This is a genomic window from Pectobacterium aroidearum, from assembly GCF_015689195.1.
In the GTDB taxonomy this organism is placed as follows: domain Bacteria; phylum Pseudomonadota; class Gammaproteobacteria; order Enterobacterales; family Enterobacteriaceae; genus Pectobacterium; species Pectobacterium aroidearum.
The window spans coordinates 1,927,342-1,943,274 of record NZ_CP065044.1 but is presented as its reverse complement, the minus strand read 5'-3'; the positions used below and the strand labels follow the sequence as shown (position 1 = coordinate 1,943,274).

The following is a 15,933-nucleotide window of genomic DNA, read 5'->3' as shown; positions in this document are numbered from 1 at the left end:
CCTTCTCCTGCAATACCTTACTCTCCGGCAATCACACTGTATTGTGGTAATCACAATTCGTATTCATTCGCCGCCGGTGTTCCCGGCGGCGAGAGAACATCATTATAGCAAGGTGAAGCTATCGCTCTTCACTCGCTGTGAATCCAGACCGATCATCACGTCGAATTTACCGGGCTCGACCACCTGCTGCATGCGAGCATTGTAGAACTTCAGTGCTTCCTGATCGAGCGTGAACGTGACCGTGCGAGATTCTCCCGGCTGTAGCATCACTTTCTCAAAACCGCGTAGCTCTTTCACCGGACGGCTAATGGAAGCCACCACATCGTGCACGTACAGTTGCACGACCGTTTCCCCCGCGCGGCTGCCGGTGTTTTTCACCGTCACGCTGGCGTTGATCGTCCCGTTACGCTTCATCGTCTGGCTGGACAAACGTACGTCTGACACGCTGAACGTGGTATAGCTCAGGCCGTAACCGAACGGATAGAGCGGCCCATTGGCTTCGTCGTAGTAGTGAGACGTATATTTGCCTGGGTTTTCCGGCGTGTAAGGACGGCCTGACGGCAGGTGATTGTAATAAATCGGGATCTGACCAACGGAACGCGGGAAGGACATTGGCAGCTTGCCGGACGGGTTATAGTCACCAAACAGCACATCGGCGATCGCATTACCGCCTTCGGTGCCGCTGAACCAGGTTTCCAGTAGCGCATCGGCCTGCTGATCTTCACGCACCAGCGCCAGAGGACGGCCATTCATCAGCACCAGAACCAGCGGTTTACCCGTCGCTTTCAGCGCCGCGATCAGGTCACGCTGGCCTTGCGGCAGGTCAATATTCGAGCGGCTGGATGCTTCATGCGCCATTCCGGCAGCTTCGCCGACGACAGCAACTACCACATCCGCTTTCTTCGCTGCCTCAACGGCTTCATCAATCATCACCTGCGGCGGACGTTTATCTACCTGTACGGCATCTTCATACTGATTCAGGAAGTCGATGATACCTTTGTGATTACTGACGTTGGCACCTTTGGCATAGAGGATGGTGGCTTTATCGCCGACGGCATTCTTCAGCCCCTGATAAACGGTAATCGTCTGTTTCGTTACGCCCGCAGCAGACCAGCTTCCCATCGTATCGCGCTGGCTGTCAGCCAATGGCCCGACAACAGCAATCGTGCCTTCTTTTTTCAACGGCAGCGTTTGCAGACGGTTTTTCAACAGCACCAGACTTTTACGCGCCACATCACGCGCGTCCAGACGGTGCAAGCGGCTTTCCGCATTGGTATCCACCGGATCGGAACCTACCGGCCCCAGATGGCGGTACGGATCTTCAAACAGCCCCATGTCATATTTTACGTTCAGCACCTGACGGCAGGCATCATCGATCTCCTGCATGCTCACTGCCCCGCTTTTCACCAGCTCGGGCAGATAACGGACGAAATACTCGTCGCTCATGCTCATACCGATACCGGATTTCACCGCCAGACGCGATGCATCACGCGGATCGCTGGCCACGCCGTGCTTAATCAGCTCTTTAATCGCACCGTGATCGGTAATGGTAATGCCTTTGAAATTCCACTGATCGCGCAGAACATCTTTCAGCAGCCAGCTGTTTGAGGTAGCTGGCGTACCGTTGATTGAATTCAGCGCGACCATCACGCCGCTGCTGCCCGCGTCAATCGCCGCTTTGTAAGGCGGCATATAGTCCTGGAACATGCGCTGAGGGCTCATGTCCACGGTGTTATAGTCGCGCCCACCTTCCACCGCGCCGTAAAGCGCATAGTGTTTTACGCTGGTCATCAGCGAATGGCGACCCGTTACGTCATCGCCCTGAAAGGCTTTAACAACCACACCAGCAATTTTGCTGGTCAGCCAGGTGTCTTCACCGAAACCTTCCGACACGCGGCCCCAGCGCGGATCGCGGGTGATATCCACCATCGGCGCCCAGGTCATGTTCAGGCCGTCTTCCGTCGCTTCATAAGCCGCCACGCGCGCACTTTTCTCAATCGCGGCCATGTCCCAACTGGAAGCCAGTCCCAATGCGATAGGGAAAATGGTGCGCTGACCATGCACCACGTCGTAGGCAAAAAACAGCGGAATCTTCAGGCGGCTGAGTTGCATGACCTGATCCTGCATCGCACGAATGTCCGGGCGGGTTACCGTATTAAAAATCGCGCCAACCTGACCATTTCTGATCATTTCCCGAATGGCTTCTTTGGGGTTATCCGTCCCAACGCTGATCAATCGGAGCTGGCCGATCTTCTCTTCCAGCGTCATTTTTTTCAGCAGATCCGTGACAAACGCATCACGTTGCTGATGTGAAGGCGATATTGATGCCGGCGCAGACGTCAACTCCTGCGCAAACGCCGGATTACAAGCAAGTCCAATTGCTATAGTCAGTGAAGTAAGCCATTTCATTCGTTATAAAGACCCAGTCAATCCAGGCGTCAGAGCAAAACAGAATAAGGCGCTGAAGCACAAGACAGGTTGAAGATTCCGACGGTCACATCCCTTCTCTGACAAGGCGAAAAACACCTTCCCCTGCCTTAAGCGAATAAGGCTTCCCGATAGTGGTTGCCGCACCGACGCACTCAAATGCACAGCGCGTAATATAGTGCATTTATTGAGATTTCATTTAATAAAAACTGCAAGAATAATGCTAGACGGTACGCAAAACTTACATTCAACGCGGGCGGTCACAGAAAAGAAATAAACAGCATGGCGCCACATGCGGCGGACAACTGCCGACGCATGCGCATCTGAGGGGGAATTAACGCCGATGTGACTGCAAGCTTAGCGCGCGATCGAGCGCCCCGACCAGCCAGTCAATATCATGTTCCTGAAATGCCAACGGCGGGCGCAGCTTCAACACGTTACCATGCGGACCAGCAACCGATGTCAGGACGCGTTCAGCTCGAAGTTGTTCAACCACGTCCAGCGCCAGCGCTTTATCCGGTGTTTTTGTTTCCCGCTCGCTGACCAACTCAAAACCGATAAAAAGCCCTGCACCGCGCACATCGCCGAGACACGCATGGCGATCGGCAAGCAGCGTTAACTCCCGCTTCAATTTTTCCCCAACAACACGGCTGTGTTCCTGTAGCCCTTCCTCACGAATCACGTTTAATACCGCCTGCGCCGCCGCTATCGACACGGGATTGCCACCAAAAGTATTAAAATAAGGAATTTCATCACTGAATGCCGCCAGCACATCGGCTTTTGCCAATAGCGCGGATACGGGGATGCCGTTGCCCATCGGTTTACCCAACGTCACGACATCAGGCACAATATCGTGCCGACCAAATCCCCAGAAATGCTCGCCCGTTCGTGCAAAACCAGGCTGGACCTCATCTGCGATGAAAATCCCACCATTGGCATGAACCACATCTATCGCAGGTTTCAGGTAACCTGCAGGTCCCGGCAATACGCCATCCGAAGAAAAAATGGAATCCGCCAGAAAACCAGCAAATTTGATGCCGTTCGCGGCCATATCATCAATTTTCAGTTGAATTTGTTGCGCGAACCAGACACCCAGATCGGGAGCATTCACGCGATAACGATCGGGAGCAGGCACAAGACGGGTTGTCGCCGCCAAAGGCTGCCCGCTTCCAAGCGCAGGTGACGCACCGGACGTCAACTCACTGGTCCCGTGATAGGCTTCTCGACTCACAATAATGCCCGTCCCGCCGCTATAGGCCCGAGCGACACGGATCGCCAGATCGTTAGCCTCCGATCCCGTACACATATACATCGCCTTATTGATGGCGGCTGGTACGGTACTGAGAATATCTGCGGAGTAATCCAGAATACGTTCGTGCAAATAGCGGGTATGGGTATTGAGCAGACGCATTTGCGCGTGAACGGCGTCGATGACCGCAGGATGGCAGTGTCCGATACTGGCAACATTGTTGTAGACATCCAGATATTTATGTCCAGCGGCATCCCACAAATATTGTCCCTCACCGCGAACCAGATGCACCGGATTACGGTAAAACAAACGATAAGAATCCCCTAACACCTGAGAACGTCTATCCGTCAGTCTCCGCGTATCTTCATCCAGCGCATCCGCATGCTCAGTACGAAAGCTGTTGGTATCCATGATGGTTGATCGTGTCGCCATAATGACTCCTGTAGAAAGGTGGTGGCCCGACTGCGTATTGCATGAGGAAATGCAGCGTGCATGTTCAGATAACACTCACCCTACACCAAAAGCAACAAAACACACAAATACAAAAAAACGCACTTTTTTGATGCACAAAAATGCCAAAAAAGTGCAATAAAAACATCACAAAATGGATGCACGGTTCCGCTATCCGTTAATCGAACTACTCCGCTTACAAAGCAATATAAATAATATATTGATTTATATATTTATTTTTATATTGGTTTTCGTCAAATCAGAAAATGGCACGATTAGTGCTAAAACTTCAGACCACTCGCAAGAAACACAAAAATGCACAGAATGGACGATTTACCGTTCGAGGCGAGGGTGACACCGATGCCAACATTTTCCACAACCGTAGGGGAACATTTATGAACCGATCTTTATTTCGCCGCGTCAGTCTGCTCACTGCGTTCACCTGTGCCACGCTGGTTAACGCTGCCGCACACGCGGGAACCATCACGGTCTATACCTCGCTGGAAGAAGATGAGATCAAAGATTACGTCGCACAGGCCAAAAAAGATTTGCCCGACCTGACCATTAACGTACTGCGCTTGTCTACCGGCGACCTTGGACCACGGATTCTGGCCGAATCCAAAAATCCGCAGCATGACGTCATTTGGGGCTGGGCCGTAACCAGCGTGATGGACCCACGGTTGTCTGCATTATTGGAACCTTACGATGCCAAAGGCAGTGATAGCCTTGCCGCCACCTATCGCGCACCGGATCACAAGTGGTTTGCGGCAACAGGCTATATGGCGGCCTTTTGCGTCAACACCGAAGCGCTAAAAGCCAAAAATCTTCCCGTGCCCGCCTCCTGGCAGGATCTGACTAATCCGATCTACAAGGGAGAGGTTGTGATGCCGAATCCTGTCTCGTCCGGCACAGGTTACCTACAAATCGCCGCATTGCTGCAAGCCAAAGGGGAACAAAACGGTTGGGCCTTTCTGAAGTCGTTAGATGGCAATATCGCCCAATACACCAAGTCCGGCTCTCGCCCCTGCAAAGCAGCACGCACCGGAGAATATGCCATTGGCGTATCGCTGGCTTTTGCCGCTATGCAGTCAATTGAAGAAGGCTACCCCATCAAAATGGTGATCCCAAACGATGGCGCAGGCTATGAGCTGGAGGCCTCCGCTCTGATGAGCGCAGCCAAGAACAAACCGGATGCCAAGCGTTTCCTCGACTGGACACTCTCCAGCCATGCCGCCACGCTCTACACCAAATATAAAGAGATCGTGACAATTCCTGGCGTTGAACAGTCCAAAGCCGCGCAAATAGCGGGTCTGCCAGCCGATCTCACACACGTACTCTACCCTGTGGACTTCACCAAAAGCGCCAACGATCGCGACGCCACACTGGCAACCTGGCAAAAATCCATCGGTCGATAATGGCCTGTATTCGCAGTAAAGACTGCCGCGCAGCGTGTTTGTATCTTCGCGGCAGCCGTAATTAAGAGGTCCGCATCATGGCACTGGTTATTCAAAATCTCTATAAAAGCTTTGAGGGTTATGTCGCTCTCGATCGCATCAACTTGTCGATCGAAAATGCCGAATTTGTCTGTCTTCTTGGGCCTAGCGGCTGCGGCAAAACGACATTGCTGCGTATCATTGCCGGATTACTAAGCTGTGATGGAGGAAAAATCACGCTGGACAATCGCGATCTGGTTAACGTGCCTGCCAGGGAAAGAGGTTTTGGCATTGTCTTTCAGTCTTACTCGCTTTTTCCCCACATGACGATTGCACAAAATATTGGCTATGGGCTCAAAATTCGCCAGACGCCTGCCGAGGAAGTTGCCGCACGCGTCAGCGATCTGCTGGATACCGTACGCCTTAGTGGATTCGGCGATCGTTATCCTGCCCAGCTTTCAGGCGGGCAGCAACAGCGTGTCGCTATCGCACGCGCGCTGGCGGTCAACCCTTCCCTACTGTTACTGGATGAACCCCTTTCGGCACTGGATGCTCGCGTGCGCGCCGGATTGCGTCAGGAATTACGCGACGTGCAACAGCGGCTCGGCATTCCCACTTTGATGGTCACACACGATCAGGAAGAAGCGATGAGCATGGCGGATAAAATCATTTGCATGCACGGTGGACGCATTGTGCAGGAAGGCACGCCTCACGAACTTTACACCAGCCCACGCACACGTTTCGTTGCCGAATTCATGGGGCACAGCAATCTGCTGTCACGCGATGTCGTCAACACGTGGATGCCGGAACTGCTCCCCTCTGCACAGGAAACTGCGCTACCAGAAGGCGCTGAATTGTTTATCCGACCGGAAAGGATTGCACTACATAAAGCGGAAGGCGCAGAAGGACGGGTCATCAACACCAGTTTCCTCGGGAGTATCCAACGCATACAGGTGGTATGGAAATCGCAGCCGCTATTAGTCGAGACCAGCAGCGCCGTGAACTGGAATCCTGGCGACCCCATTCATCTCTCGATTCGCGCAGAAGACTGCGCCTGGGTACAATCATGAATCAGACACTTCTTCCCCCGCAAACGGCCAGTGACCGCTGGCTTTCTCGTCTGTGTCTGTGGATCCCACTGCTGGCGCTGCTCATGTTCTTCGGCATACCGATGCTGAGTATCGCCTGGCACAGTCTGTTGAACGATCAAAACGGTACCGTTGGGCTATCAAATTATTTGGCGCTAATGGATTCGCCCGGCATCTGGCGCGCGACGATCAACAGCCTGTTACTTGGCATCGTCACCACACTGGTGACGCTCTTGCTGGGGTTTATTGTCGCCTATGGTCTGGAATGTACAGCGATGCCAGCAAAGCGTTTTATCGCATTTGCGACCTCGCTGCCGATACTTGCTCCCTCGCTGGTGTTGGGATTGGGATTAATTTTTCTGCTGGGAAGAAATGGCATTATCGGTAATCTTCTTGGCGTGCGATTGGATATTTATGGTTTTTGGGGATTATTGATCGCCAACGTCCTGTACGCACTACCGCAAGCGATTCTGATCATTCGTACCACGCTGCGTCATAGCGATACTCGCCAGTATGAAGCCGCTAACGTTCTCGGTGCCTCGGACTGGCGACAGTTTCTGGATATCACCCTCCCCGGTCTGCGATACGGCCTGCTGAGTGCGGCTTTTGTTATCTTCACCATCACGATCACAGATTTCGGCAACGCCATTGTTATCGGCGGCAACTTCTCGGTACTGGCAACAGAGATCTACAGCCAGGTCAGTGGTCAAATGAAATTCGGCATGGGAGCCGTCGTCGGGATCCTGCTCCTGTTACCTGCCGCTGCATCGATCTGGATAGAACGTGCAACGGCCAGACGGCAAAAAGCGATCGGCTCACATGCGGCGATCCCACACATTCCACAACCGCTGCGCACGCGCGATATGTCGTTCTATCTGGCAACGATGACGATCGCATTCACGATTGTCGCCGTTATTGGCACCGTCATTATTGCCAGCATGATACGCCTATGGCCGTATCGGCTGGATCTGACCCTTAAACATTACGATATCGATCTCGCCGGAGGCTATACGCCACTGTGGGCGTCGGTCTGGATCTCCGCACTGGCGGCGGTGGTTGGTACCGTGCTGTTATTCCTGCTGACCTTCGGCGTTCATCGGCAACCCGGCAAAGTTGCCAACGCCGCGGTACTGCTGAGCGCATTGCCTGTTGCTGTTCCCGGGCTGGTGTTGGGGCTCTCTTACGTGTTCACGTTCAATACGGCCGATCTCCCTTGGGGAATGCTGTATGGATCGGCACTGCTGGTGGCATTATGTAATTACTACCACTATCACACGCAAGGCTACACCACGATGATGATGGGAATACGCAACGTGCCGCATGCGATGGAAGATGCCACTACTGTTTTAGGCGGCGGCGTGGTACGTATTTTACGTGATGTGTATCTGCCCGCCATGCGCGTAACGTTGATTTCAGTCGCCATGTTTTTATTCATGCGCTCAATGGTTACACTATCAGCCGTGATTTTTTTGGTCACACCGTCGCTGCCTTTAGGTGCCGTCACCGTTATGCGATTGGATGAAGCAGGCTTTACGTCACAGGCTGCCGCTTTTTCGACCTGTATTATGGGCATCGTGGCGATGACCGCACTCCTGCTGCATCTTGTGACAGAAAAGCGACAATCATGGTAACCGATGTCAAAACATCAACGAATGGACAGCTATGTTAGAAGAAACGCGGTTACATCGCATACAAGCTCTGCTCTCAACATTAAACCGGGTGAGCACCGAGAAAATTATTCAACATCTCGGTGTTTCACGCGAAACAGTACGACGCGATATTGTAAAACTGGAAGCGGCAGGGGTGTTACGCCGCGTCCATGGTGGGATCGTAGCAACCACGCAGGAACCGGAACCGCCGTTATCCATTCGCAATACCGTACGTGAAAAAGAAAAGCAGGCTATTGCCCGTGCGGCAGTACAACAGCTAAAAGCCGGGCAGACGCTGTTTATCGACTCGGGCAGTACAACCTCTCTGTTAGCCGACGAACTGCTTTCCATGCCGGGGATGACGGTCATTACCAATAGTCTAACCGTCGCACAGAAACTCACCTCAGCAGAATCAGTCGCACAGCATAGTGTGATACTACTCGGTGGATATATGGGTGCTTCAGCACAGGCAACCAGTGGTGATATCACCGTCAATGAACTGGAACGCTACCGTGCCGACGTGGCGCTTCTTTCTCCGGTCGGTGTCGATGCGCTATCTGGCGCCACCAGCTTTGCTCACCACGAGGCGGCAATTGCCCGATCCATGGTGCAACATGCCAGAACGCGCATTATCCTTGCGGATCACAGCAAGATCGGCGTCACCAGTCGGGTTGTCTATGCCACCATGCAGGAAATCGATATGGTGGTGACTGATGCATCTAGTGCGGATAAACCCGAGCTGTCTTTACTCCAGATGCATTGCCAGCAGGTTATCGTCGCCTGATATCCCTCTTCCCATGATTTATTGCGGGCTTTATTGCCGATCCTCACACAGCATACAGGCGAATAGATGCAGGATGATTTCTACCGCCTTTCGTGCTAATGCTAAGGCTTCGTTAACACAAGGAGCCTCAGACATGTATCAGTTGTATATCGCCAATAAAAACTATTCGTCCTGGTCACTGCGTCCGTGGGTGCTGTTGAAAACACTGTCAATTCCTTTCGAAGAGAAACTGGTTGCTTTTGCACCGGGCATGGCACAGCCGGCATTTAAGGCCTTTTCGCCGACGGCAAAAGTCCCCTGCCTGCTCGATGGCGAAACCACCGTCTGGGATTCATTGGCGATTACCGAGTATCTGGCTGAACAGCATCCCGGCGTCTGGCCTGCCGATGCCAAAACCCGTGCGTGGGCACGCTGCGCTGCCGCCGAAATGCACTCTGGTTTTACCGCACTGCGTAACACCTGCTCTATGAGCTGCGGCGTGCGCGTCAAAATGAACGAAATCTCTCCCGCTCTCAGCAACGACATTAACCGCATCGGCGAACTCTGGCAGGAAGGGTTAACGCGCTTTGGTGGACCGTTTCTGGCAGGAAAACAATTTTCAGCGGTAGACGCCTTCTTTGCTCCGGTCGTATTCCGCATCAAAACCTATCAGCTCCCCGTGTCGCCCGAAGCCGCTGCCTATTGCGACCACCTGTTAGCCCAACCCGCGATGCAACGCTGGCTACAGGACGCCTTAGCGGAAACCTGGCGTGAAGATGAGCATGAAGAAGAAGTGAAAAAAGCGGGAGAAGTGATAGAAGATCTGCGCGCTCGCGCGTAGCGCCGTAGCAATCGGTGGCCCGTTCGGCCACCGTCGCTATTCCCCTCCAGCACAGCAGGAAGGGGAACCGTTATTCGGTTTCGATACTCGCCATGCTCTGCGGTTGACGAGAAGCCAGCGATTTTTGTTTCTTATAGCTCAACGCAGCAGCAGGCACCTCGCTGACCTTGCCGGTTTCTATCCACTTACGCAGACGGTTAGCATCCGCAAAGTGCGTGTATTTACCGAATGCATCCAGCACCACCAGCGCAACAGGCCGCTGGTTAATAACCGTGCGCATCACCAGACAATGTCCCGCCTGATTCGTGAAGCCCGTTTTGGTCAGTTGGATGCTCCAGTCAGCTTTATAGACCAGATGGTTTGTGTTTCTGAACGGCAGGCTGTACGCTGGATGAGAGAACGTCGCCGTTTTCTCCTGTGTCGTACTCAACTGGCTCAGCAACGGATATTGCTTACTGGCAATCAGGAGTTTGGTGAGATCGCGGGCGGTCGAGACGTTATTGATGGACAGCCCAGTCGGCTCGACATAGCGCGTGTGAGCCATACCTAGCGCACGGGCTTTGGCATTCATCGCGCGGATAAATGCCTGATAGCCGCCTGGATAGTGGTGCGCCAGACTGGCCGCCGCGCGGTTTTCTGATGACATCAGCGCCAGCAACAGCATGTCATGGCGGCTGATCTCGCTGTTCAGACGAACACGCGAGTACACCCCTTTCATTTCTTTCGTCTGACTGATATCGACAGAGATGATTTCATCCAGCGGCTGATTGGCATCCAGCACCACCAGCGCCGTCATCAATTTCGTCACCGAAGCAATCGGCACCACCACATCTGGGTTACTGGAATATAGGATGTGGTTATCACGCAAATCCACCACCATAGCGCTACCGGAAGCAATTTCCTGATGCGCAGTGCCGGCGGAATACGTCGGCGCTTTCGCCATAGCCTGAGGCAACATCACAACATGGGTTGATAGCATCAACAGGCCACAAAGAGAAAGCTTAAAATTTTTAGTCATTCTTCAATAACTTAAACAGTATTCTGTTAAATGAAAGGGATAGGCATCGGCATTATAATTTACCGCCCTTCCCCGCGCACTCATGCAGCAGAAAAAGCTTTGTGACAAATTTTGACAAACGGTTTTATCAACCCACTGTTTTTTATAGCATTACGTCAGCGACGGTTTTATTTTGCGCATCTGGTTGAACAAACGTAGGCTGACGCCGCTAAATATTCCAGCGGTAATCCCACTTACCGCGCCGGACAACAGGCAGAACACGGGGTCATGCGCCAACGCAGGAAACCGAGCCAGCTGGACGGAAAAATAGAAACGAGAACAAAACGTCAGCAGCATTAAGGCCAACGGCCACCACGAACCGCTGCGCTGAAAAACACGTGATTCCGGCAGATAAGCGCCTGACGTCTTCCCCCAGCGCCACCCAATCCCCAACCCGACAATCAACGTGAGCAGAAATCCGCCTGCCGCCGCAAGCGGGATCAGCAGCGTATGAAAAATCGCGCTAACACCCCATACCATGAACACGATCGGCACAACCAGCATCCGTGCCGGCGATTGCTGTCGCGGCTGGCTGGCTTTTATTCCGGCATAAATCAGGTAACCCAACACGATCCACACCCAATAAGGCGTGTGACGCAAAATAATCAGCAGATTTTCCACGGCGGTACGATTCCTTCAGCAATGAAGCCTTCAGCAACGGTGATAGTCAACAAACCGGAGCGTTCACGGCGTGACTTTGGCCTGTTCCAGCGCCTGTTTCACCGCGTTAATCACGCCCTGGCTCGATAACGTCGCCCCCGTTACCGCATCCACCTTGTTAATATCCTGCTTCTCAATGAGCTCCGGCACGATTTGATCCGTCGCACTCAACATCATCGCTTCAGTATCGCCATGCTTCAGCACTTCCGCGTTGGCAATCTTCCCTTCTTTAATGCTGACCGTTACCTCAACTTCTGCCGCCTTGCCCTGCGCTTTACCGATGTAGGTGCCGTCTTTATAGTGCACCACATCGTTGCCGTGAACGGACAGAGAAAAAGCCATCACTAATGTAGCCAGCGCTGCCGAAATAGATTTCTTCATCATTTCCCCGTGTGCAAATCGAACAATAAAAACAACAATTCAATAACCATTGAATAACAGTTAATTAAAACCTAATAATTGATAATAAGATTTCGTTTCAATATTATCCAATGACAATTGAAGCCGTAGCGCACACTCTATACACCGATCTCTGAGTGCTTTCAACTGGGTTTCATCATCGGTCATTACCGATATTTCCACGAAATAACCAAGCGATTCAATATAATCGAGCGTAATGTGGAAAGCATTTAAAAAGTAGATACTGCGAATTTTATGAATTTCAAAAAGGGGTTGATACCCTAATGTCTGTAGCATGCTGTCGGTTTTTTCAAAAGCTTCGACGTTAACCGCTTCACAGCGCTCGACACCCGGCCCTTTCACGATCCAGAGCTTAATTCCTGATGGCTCCATACGTCGCACCAGCATTTTGATATTTTGCTGCTGTAAACGCCTCTCTGCATCATCGTAATAAACATCGTGTTCTTTATTTTCAAAGACGAAAGCCTCTGGGTGAAGGCTAAAAAGCGTATTTCTAAAAACGGCTATATCGTCGATGCGAAATTTAAGTTCAACTTCATATTTCCCTGTGAAATGTTCAACCATGTTCTTTCCCCTCACTGGACTCCCTGAAATAACATTGACTCCCGCCATATCGAAACAGCGTTTTATTACGCTGTCATACGGAAATTCAAGATAATTAAAGATTCGGTCATCCGCAAAATAGATCATACAGGTAACATAATATGGCCGAATGGCCGTCCTCTCACCCTCCTTGATTCACACCTTACATCCTGTCACATACTGTACCGCGATAGCATTACCTCGATAATCATGCCGCGTTATTACCTTACAACGTCAGATATCCCGAGTGCAATTTCCTGTCAGAGAATACCGATTAATAAATAACATCGGATATTTCCCAGCAAAAGAATGCGGTCAGCCCCCTTGCTGGACGCAGACCGCCGTTAATAGTAGCTGAGAAGGGAAAAACCGCTAGTTCTTCACGCAACAACCGCAGGTAATAGCAAAATCAGTGCAGAATCGAAGCCGTGATGATGCATAAACTCACGCAAAATCAGCAACCGGGCGGAGAAAGCGTTCTCAAGCGGAATACCCTCCCAGGTTGCCGGACTCCCCAGCATGACGCGTTCCAGACGTTTAAATGTCCGCTCCATGTCATCCTGCGGCAAGCGCCAGCCGCCTTCCTCTTCTTCTGCGCCTGAAATCTGTGCGAGGTCGACCAAATCAGAGTCGAAAGAAAACAGCGCAGACCCCGCAGGAATATCGTGGCGAATACGCGTCACTTCATCCTCCACCGCCATGATCGCCAACTCCATTTCGTCCGGCGTCGGGGGAAGATGCTTGAAAAACGTCGTAGCCGTTTTGTCAAAACCGATGGTCAGTTGCAGGGTTGCCGACGGCTGTGATGCCGTCCCGCAGACAACCGTCGTCTGCTGTTCGCCAATGTGCAGCACCGTTACCGGCACATCTGGCGCAACGCGCTGTCTGGCAAGCGAGTACACCTGTTGCAGATTCACATCATTTTCCATCACGGCATCCCCTTATTTAGTGCTAACCCTCATGCTGGCAGCAACGTGCAATACCGGCAATATCAGCAGGCGTGGTTCGGCAGCAGCCGCCAATCAGACGTGCCCCTGCCGCTTGCCACTCGGGCAGATACGCCGTTAGCGAGCAGGCGGCATCGTGAGCGCTGCTCCAGGTTTTCGTTACCGCATCATACTGCTCGCCGGAATTGGGATAAACCACCAACGGCAAATCCGTCAGCGAAGACAGGTACGTCAGCGCAGGCGTCACCTTTTCCAACGCAATGCAGTTGATACCCACAGCGACCACCTGCGAACAGGCGTTGACCCGCGCCAGCACCGTGCGCAATGGCGTGCCGTCGCTGAGGTGTTCGCTGTCGCGCAGCGTGAAGGAGAGCCAGGCCTGCGCCTGAGGGAACTCAGCCAGTAATGCAATCAGCGCCTCGATTTCAGCAAAAGACGGCAGCGTCTCACAGGCCAGAAGATCCGCTCCCGCCTCCAGCAGCGCCGCCATACGCGGCCGATGAAACGCCATCATGTCAGCCTGCGGCAGCTGATAATCACCGCGATACTCCGAGCCATCCGCCAGATAGGCGCCGTATGGCCCCACCGACCCCGCCACCAGCAGCGCCCCAGCCTGCGGATTGTCGCGGCGGTAATCATCCCGCGCCTGCGCCGCCAACTGTACGCTCTTGGCAATCAGCGCCAGCGACTCCGCTTCGCTATAGCCCCGCGCCTCAAACCCTTGCGGCGTCGCCTGATAGCTGGCCGTAATTGCACACTGCGCCCCTGCCTTGAAATAGTCGAGATGAACCTGATAAATCAGCGCCGGGTTCTCAACCAGTACTTTCGCGGACCACAGCGGATCCGTTAAATCACAGCCGCGCGCTTCCAGTTCGGTCGCTAGCGCGCCATCCAACACAATCGTGGGTGCCGTTGCCAGCAGTTCGGTAACCGTATTTTTACGCAATGTCTTCCACTCCCGTTAATCCACGCTTCTTCAGTGACTGCGTGAAATAATAAGCACCATAGCACAACGCGACAAACGGAATTCCACACCACAGCGCAATTCGCTGGCTTGGATCAAACGCCAGTCCGACGCAGGCCAGCAGGCACAGCAGGAAGCCAAGAATCGGCGTGATAGGGTACCAGGGCGCACGATATTGCAGGTCAGAAAGCGGTTTTCCCGTGCGAATATGGTGACGGCGGAACATATAGTGCGAGGCGCAGATACTCAGCCACACCGCCACCACGGCAAAGCCGGAAATCGCAGACAGCGCCACGTAAACGGTATCCGGTGCGACCACGCTGGAAAACAGCGCCAGCAGCCCGCCCAGCATACTGACAGAAATCGCAAAGAGTGGAATACCACGGCGCGTCAGACGAGAAAAGCGGCGCGGCAGCGTGCCTTCATTGGACAGCGACCACAGCATACGCCCCGAGGCATACAGCCCTGAGTTAGCAGCAGACAGAATCGCCGTCAAAATCACGAAATTAAAAATATCAGCGGCGTAAGGAATACCAATTTTTTCAAACACCAGCACAAACGGGCTTTTCGCGATACCTGCTTCTTCCATCGGGATCATCGCCGCCAGCACCAGCACCGTACCGAGAAAGAAGATCACCAGTCGTGCAACGGTAGTGCGAATCGCCATCGGCACCACTTTCTGTGGATTCTCGGTTTCTCCTGCCGCGATACCGATCAGCTCCGTACCGGAGAAAGCGAAGTTGACCGCCACCATCGTCATTAAGATCGGCAGGCCGCCGTGTGGAAACCAGCCAGACGCGGTAATGTTCCGGAAGAACGGCGCAGGAGAGCCATCCTGCATCGGAATAAAACCAAACATCGCGCCTGCGCCGAGTACGATAAAGGCGAGTATCGTGACCACTTTCACGATCGAGAACCAGAACTCCCCTTCGGCAAAGAAACGGGACGACACAATGTTCAGCAGATAAATCAACACACAAAACAGCAGACACCAGGTCCAGACCGGCACCTGTGGGAACCAATACTGCATGCAAAAACCAGCAGCAGTCAGGCTGGAGCCCAGTGCGACCGTCCACGTCAGCCAATAGAGCCACGCCACCGTGTAGCCCGTTGCCGGGCTGAGATAGCGGGATGCATACACATGGAACGCCCCGGTTTCCGGCATCGCGACGGACAGTTCCCCCAAGCTCAGCATCACCAGATACACCACCAGCGCGCCGATCAGATAGGCCAATAGCGTCCCGGCAGCCCCCGTGGTGGAAATAATGTAGCCCGTATTGAAAAACAGGCCGGTACCGATGACGCCGCCGAGTGAAAGCATCACCAAGTGGCGAGCTTTCATGGTGCGCTTAAACTGCCCTTCCGAGCCTGGTGCGTGTTGTTCCATGATGACCTTTATTTAT

14 protein-coding genes are annotated in these 15,933 nt (G+C 53.1%); 5 read left to right on the top strand and 9 right to left on the bottom strand.

Annotated features, from left to right (window positions below):
- Positions 1-102: 102 nt before the first annotated feature.
- Both bglX and I2D83_RS08720 read right to left on the bottom strand, forming a co-directional pair.
- Positions 103-2,409, bottom strand: a complete 2,307-nt coding sequence (gene bglX / locus I2D83_RS08725; RefSeq protein ID WP_181828255.1) for a beta-glucosidase BglX — start codon at positions 2,407-2,409, stop codon at positions 103-105.
- Positions 2,410-2,761: 352 nt separating this feature from the next.
- Positions 2,762-4,108 carry an aspartate aminotransferase family protein gene (locus tag I2D83_RS08720; RefSeq protein ID WP_205947940.1) on the bottom strand — a complete coding sequence of 449 codons (1,347 nt, stop codon included), beginning with the start codon at positions 4,106-4,108 and terminating at the stop codon, positions 2,762-2,764.
- A gap of 413 nt (positions 4,109-4,521) precedes the next feature.
- Here I2D83_RS08720 and I2D83_RS08715 point away from each other — a divergent pair, with 413 nt between their 5' ends.
- The 5 genes from I2D83_RS08715 to I2D83_RS08695 all read left to right on the top strand — a co-directional run bounded on the left by I2D83_RS08715 (position 4,522) and on the right by I2D83_RS08695 (position 9,900).
- Entirely contained in the window at positions 4,522-5,541 is a 1,020-nt protein-coding gene (locus I2D83_RS08715; RefSeq protein ID WP_205947939.1) for an ABC transporter substrate-binding protein, read from the top strand.
- A 77-nt stretch (positions 5,542-5,618) separates the two neighbouring features.
- Complete coding sequence (locus I2D83_RS08710; RefSeq protein ID WP_205947938.1) at positions 5,619-6,629, top strand: ABC transporter ATP-binding protein; 1,011 nt, start codon at positions 5,619-5,621, stop codon at positions 6,627-6,629.
- The gene (locus I2D83_RS08705) at positions 6,626-8,278 is read left to right on the top strand and encodes an ABC transporter permease subunit (RefSeq protein ID WP_205947937.1); all 1,653 of its coding nucleotides are present in this window, start codon (positions 6,626-6,628) and stop codon (positions 8,276-8,278) included. The genes I2D83_RS08710 and I2D83_RS08705 overlap by 4 nt, the downstream gene beginning before the upstream one ends.
- 31 nt (positions 8,279-8,309) lie before the next feature.
- Positions 8,310-9,080 (top strand): DeoR/GlpR family DNA-binding transcription regulator, encoded by a 771-nt coding sequence (locus I2D83_RS08700; RefSeq protein WP_205947936.1) that lies wholly within the window; start codon positions 8,310-8,312, stop codon positions 9,078-9,080.
- A gap of 133 nt (positions 9,081-9,213) precedes the next feature.
- Positions 9,214-9,900, top strand: a complete 687-nt coding sequence (locus tag I2D83_RS08695; RefSeq protein ID WP_205947935.1) for a glutathione S-transferase family protein — start codon at positions 9,214-9,216, stop codon at positions 9,898-9,900.
- A gap of 70 nt (positions 9,901-9,970) precedes the next feature.
- Here the strand turns inward: I2D83_RS08695 and pbpG are convergent, their stop codons facing one another.
- The 7 genes from pbpG to mmuP form a co-directional block, all read right to left on the bottom strand.
- Complete coding sequence (pbpG, locus tag I2D83_RS08690) at positions 9,971-10,918, bottom strand: D-alanyl-D-alanine endopeptidase (RefSeq protein ID WP_181828248.1); 948 nt, start codon at positions 10,916-10,918, stop codon at positions 9,971-9,973.
- Positions 10,919-11,068: 150 nt separating this feature from the next.
- Positions 11,069-11,578 carry a DUF6622 family protein gene (locus I2D83_RS08685; RefSeq protein WP_181844352.1) on the bottom strand — a complete coding sequence of 170 codons (510 nt, stop codon included), beginning with the start codon at positions 11,576-11,578 and terminating at the stop codon, positions 11,069-11,071.
- Between the two features lie 63 nt (positions 11,579-11,641).
- A complete protein-coding gene (locus I2D83_RS08680; RefSeq protein ID WP_015839806.1) occupies positions 11,642-11,998 on the bottom strand; it encodes an FMN-binding protein in 357 nt (118 codons plus the stop codon).
- Between the two features lie 60 nt (positions 11,999-12,058).
- Positions 12,059-12,601 (bottom strand): class IV adenylate cyclase, encoded by a 543-nt coding sequence (gene cyaB, locus I2D83_RS08675; RefSeq protein WP_015839805.1) that lies wholly within the window; start codon positions 12,599-12,601, stop codon positions 12,059-12,061.
- 398 nt (positions 12,602-12,999) lie between these two features.
- Positions 13,000-13,548 carry a hypothetical protein gene (locus tag I2D83_RS08670; RefSeq protein WP_181844613.1) on the bottom strand — a complete coding sequence of 183 codons (549 nt, stop codon included), beginning with the start codon at positions 13,546-13,548 and terminating at the stop codon, positions 13,000-13,002.
- Positions 13,549-13,570: 22 nt separating this feature from the next.
- Positions 13,571-14,512: a homocysteine S-methyltransferase gene (gene mmuM, locus I2D83_RS08665; RefSeq protein ID WP_205947934.1), complete on the bottom strand. Its 942-nt coding sequence runs from the start codon at positions 14,510-14,512 to the stop codon at positions 13,571-13,573.
- Positions 14,505-15,917 carry an S-methylmethionine permease gene (mmuP, locus tag I2D83_RS08660; RefSeq protein WP_205947933.1) on the bottom strand — a complete coding sequence of 471 codons (1,413 nt, stop codon included), beginning with the start codon at positions 15,915-15,917 and terminating at the stop codon, positions 14,505-14,507. Before mmuP ends, mmuM begins: the two co-directional genes overlap by 8 nt.
- Positions 15,918-15,933 lie beyond the last annotated feature (16 nt).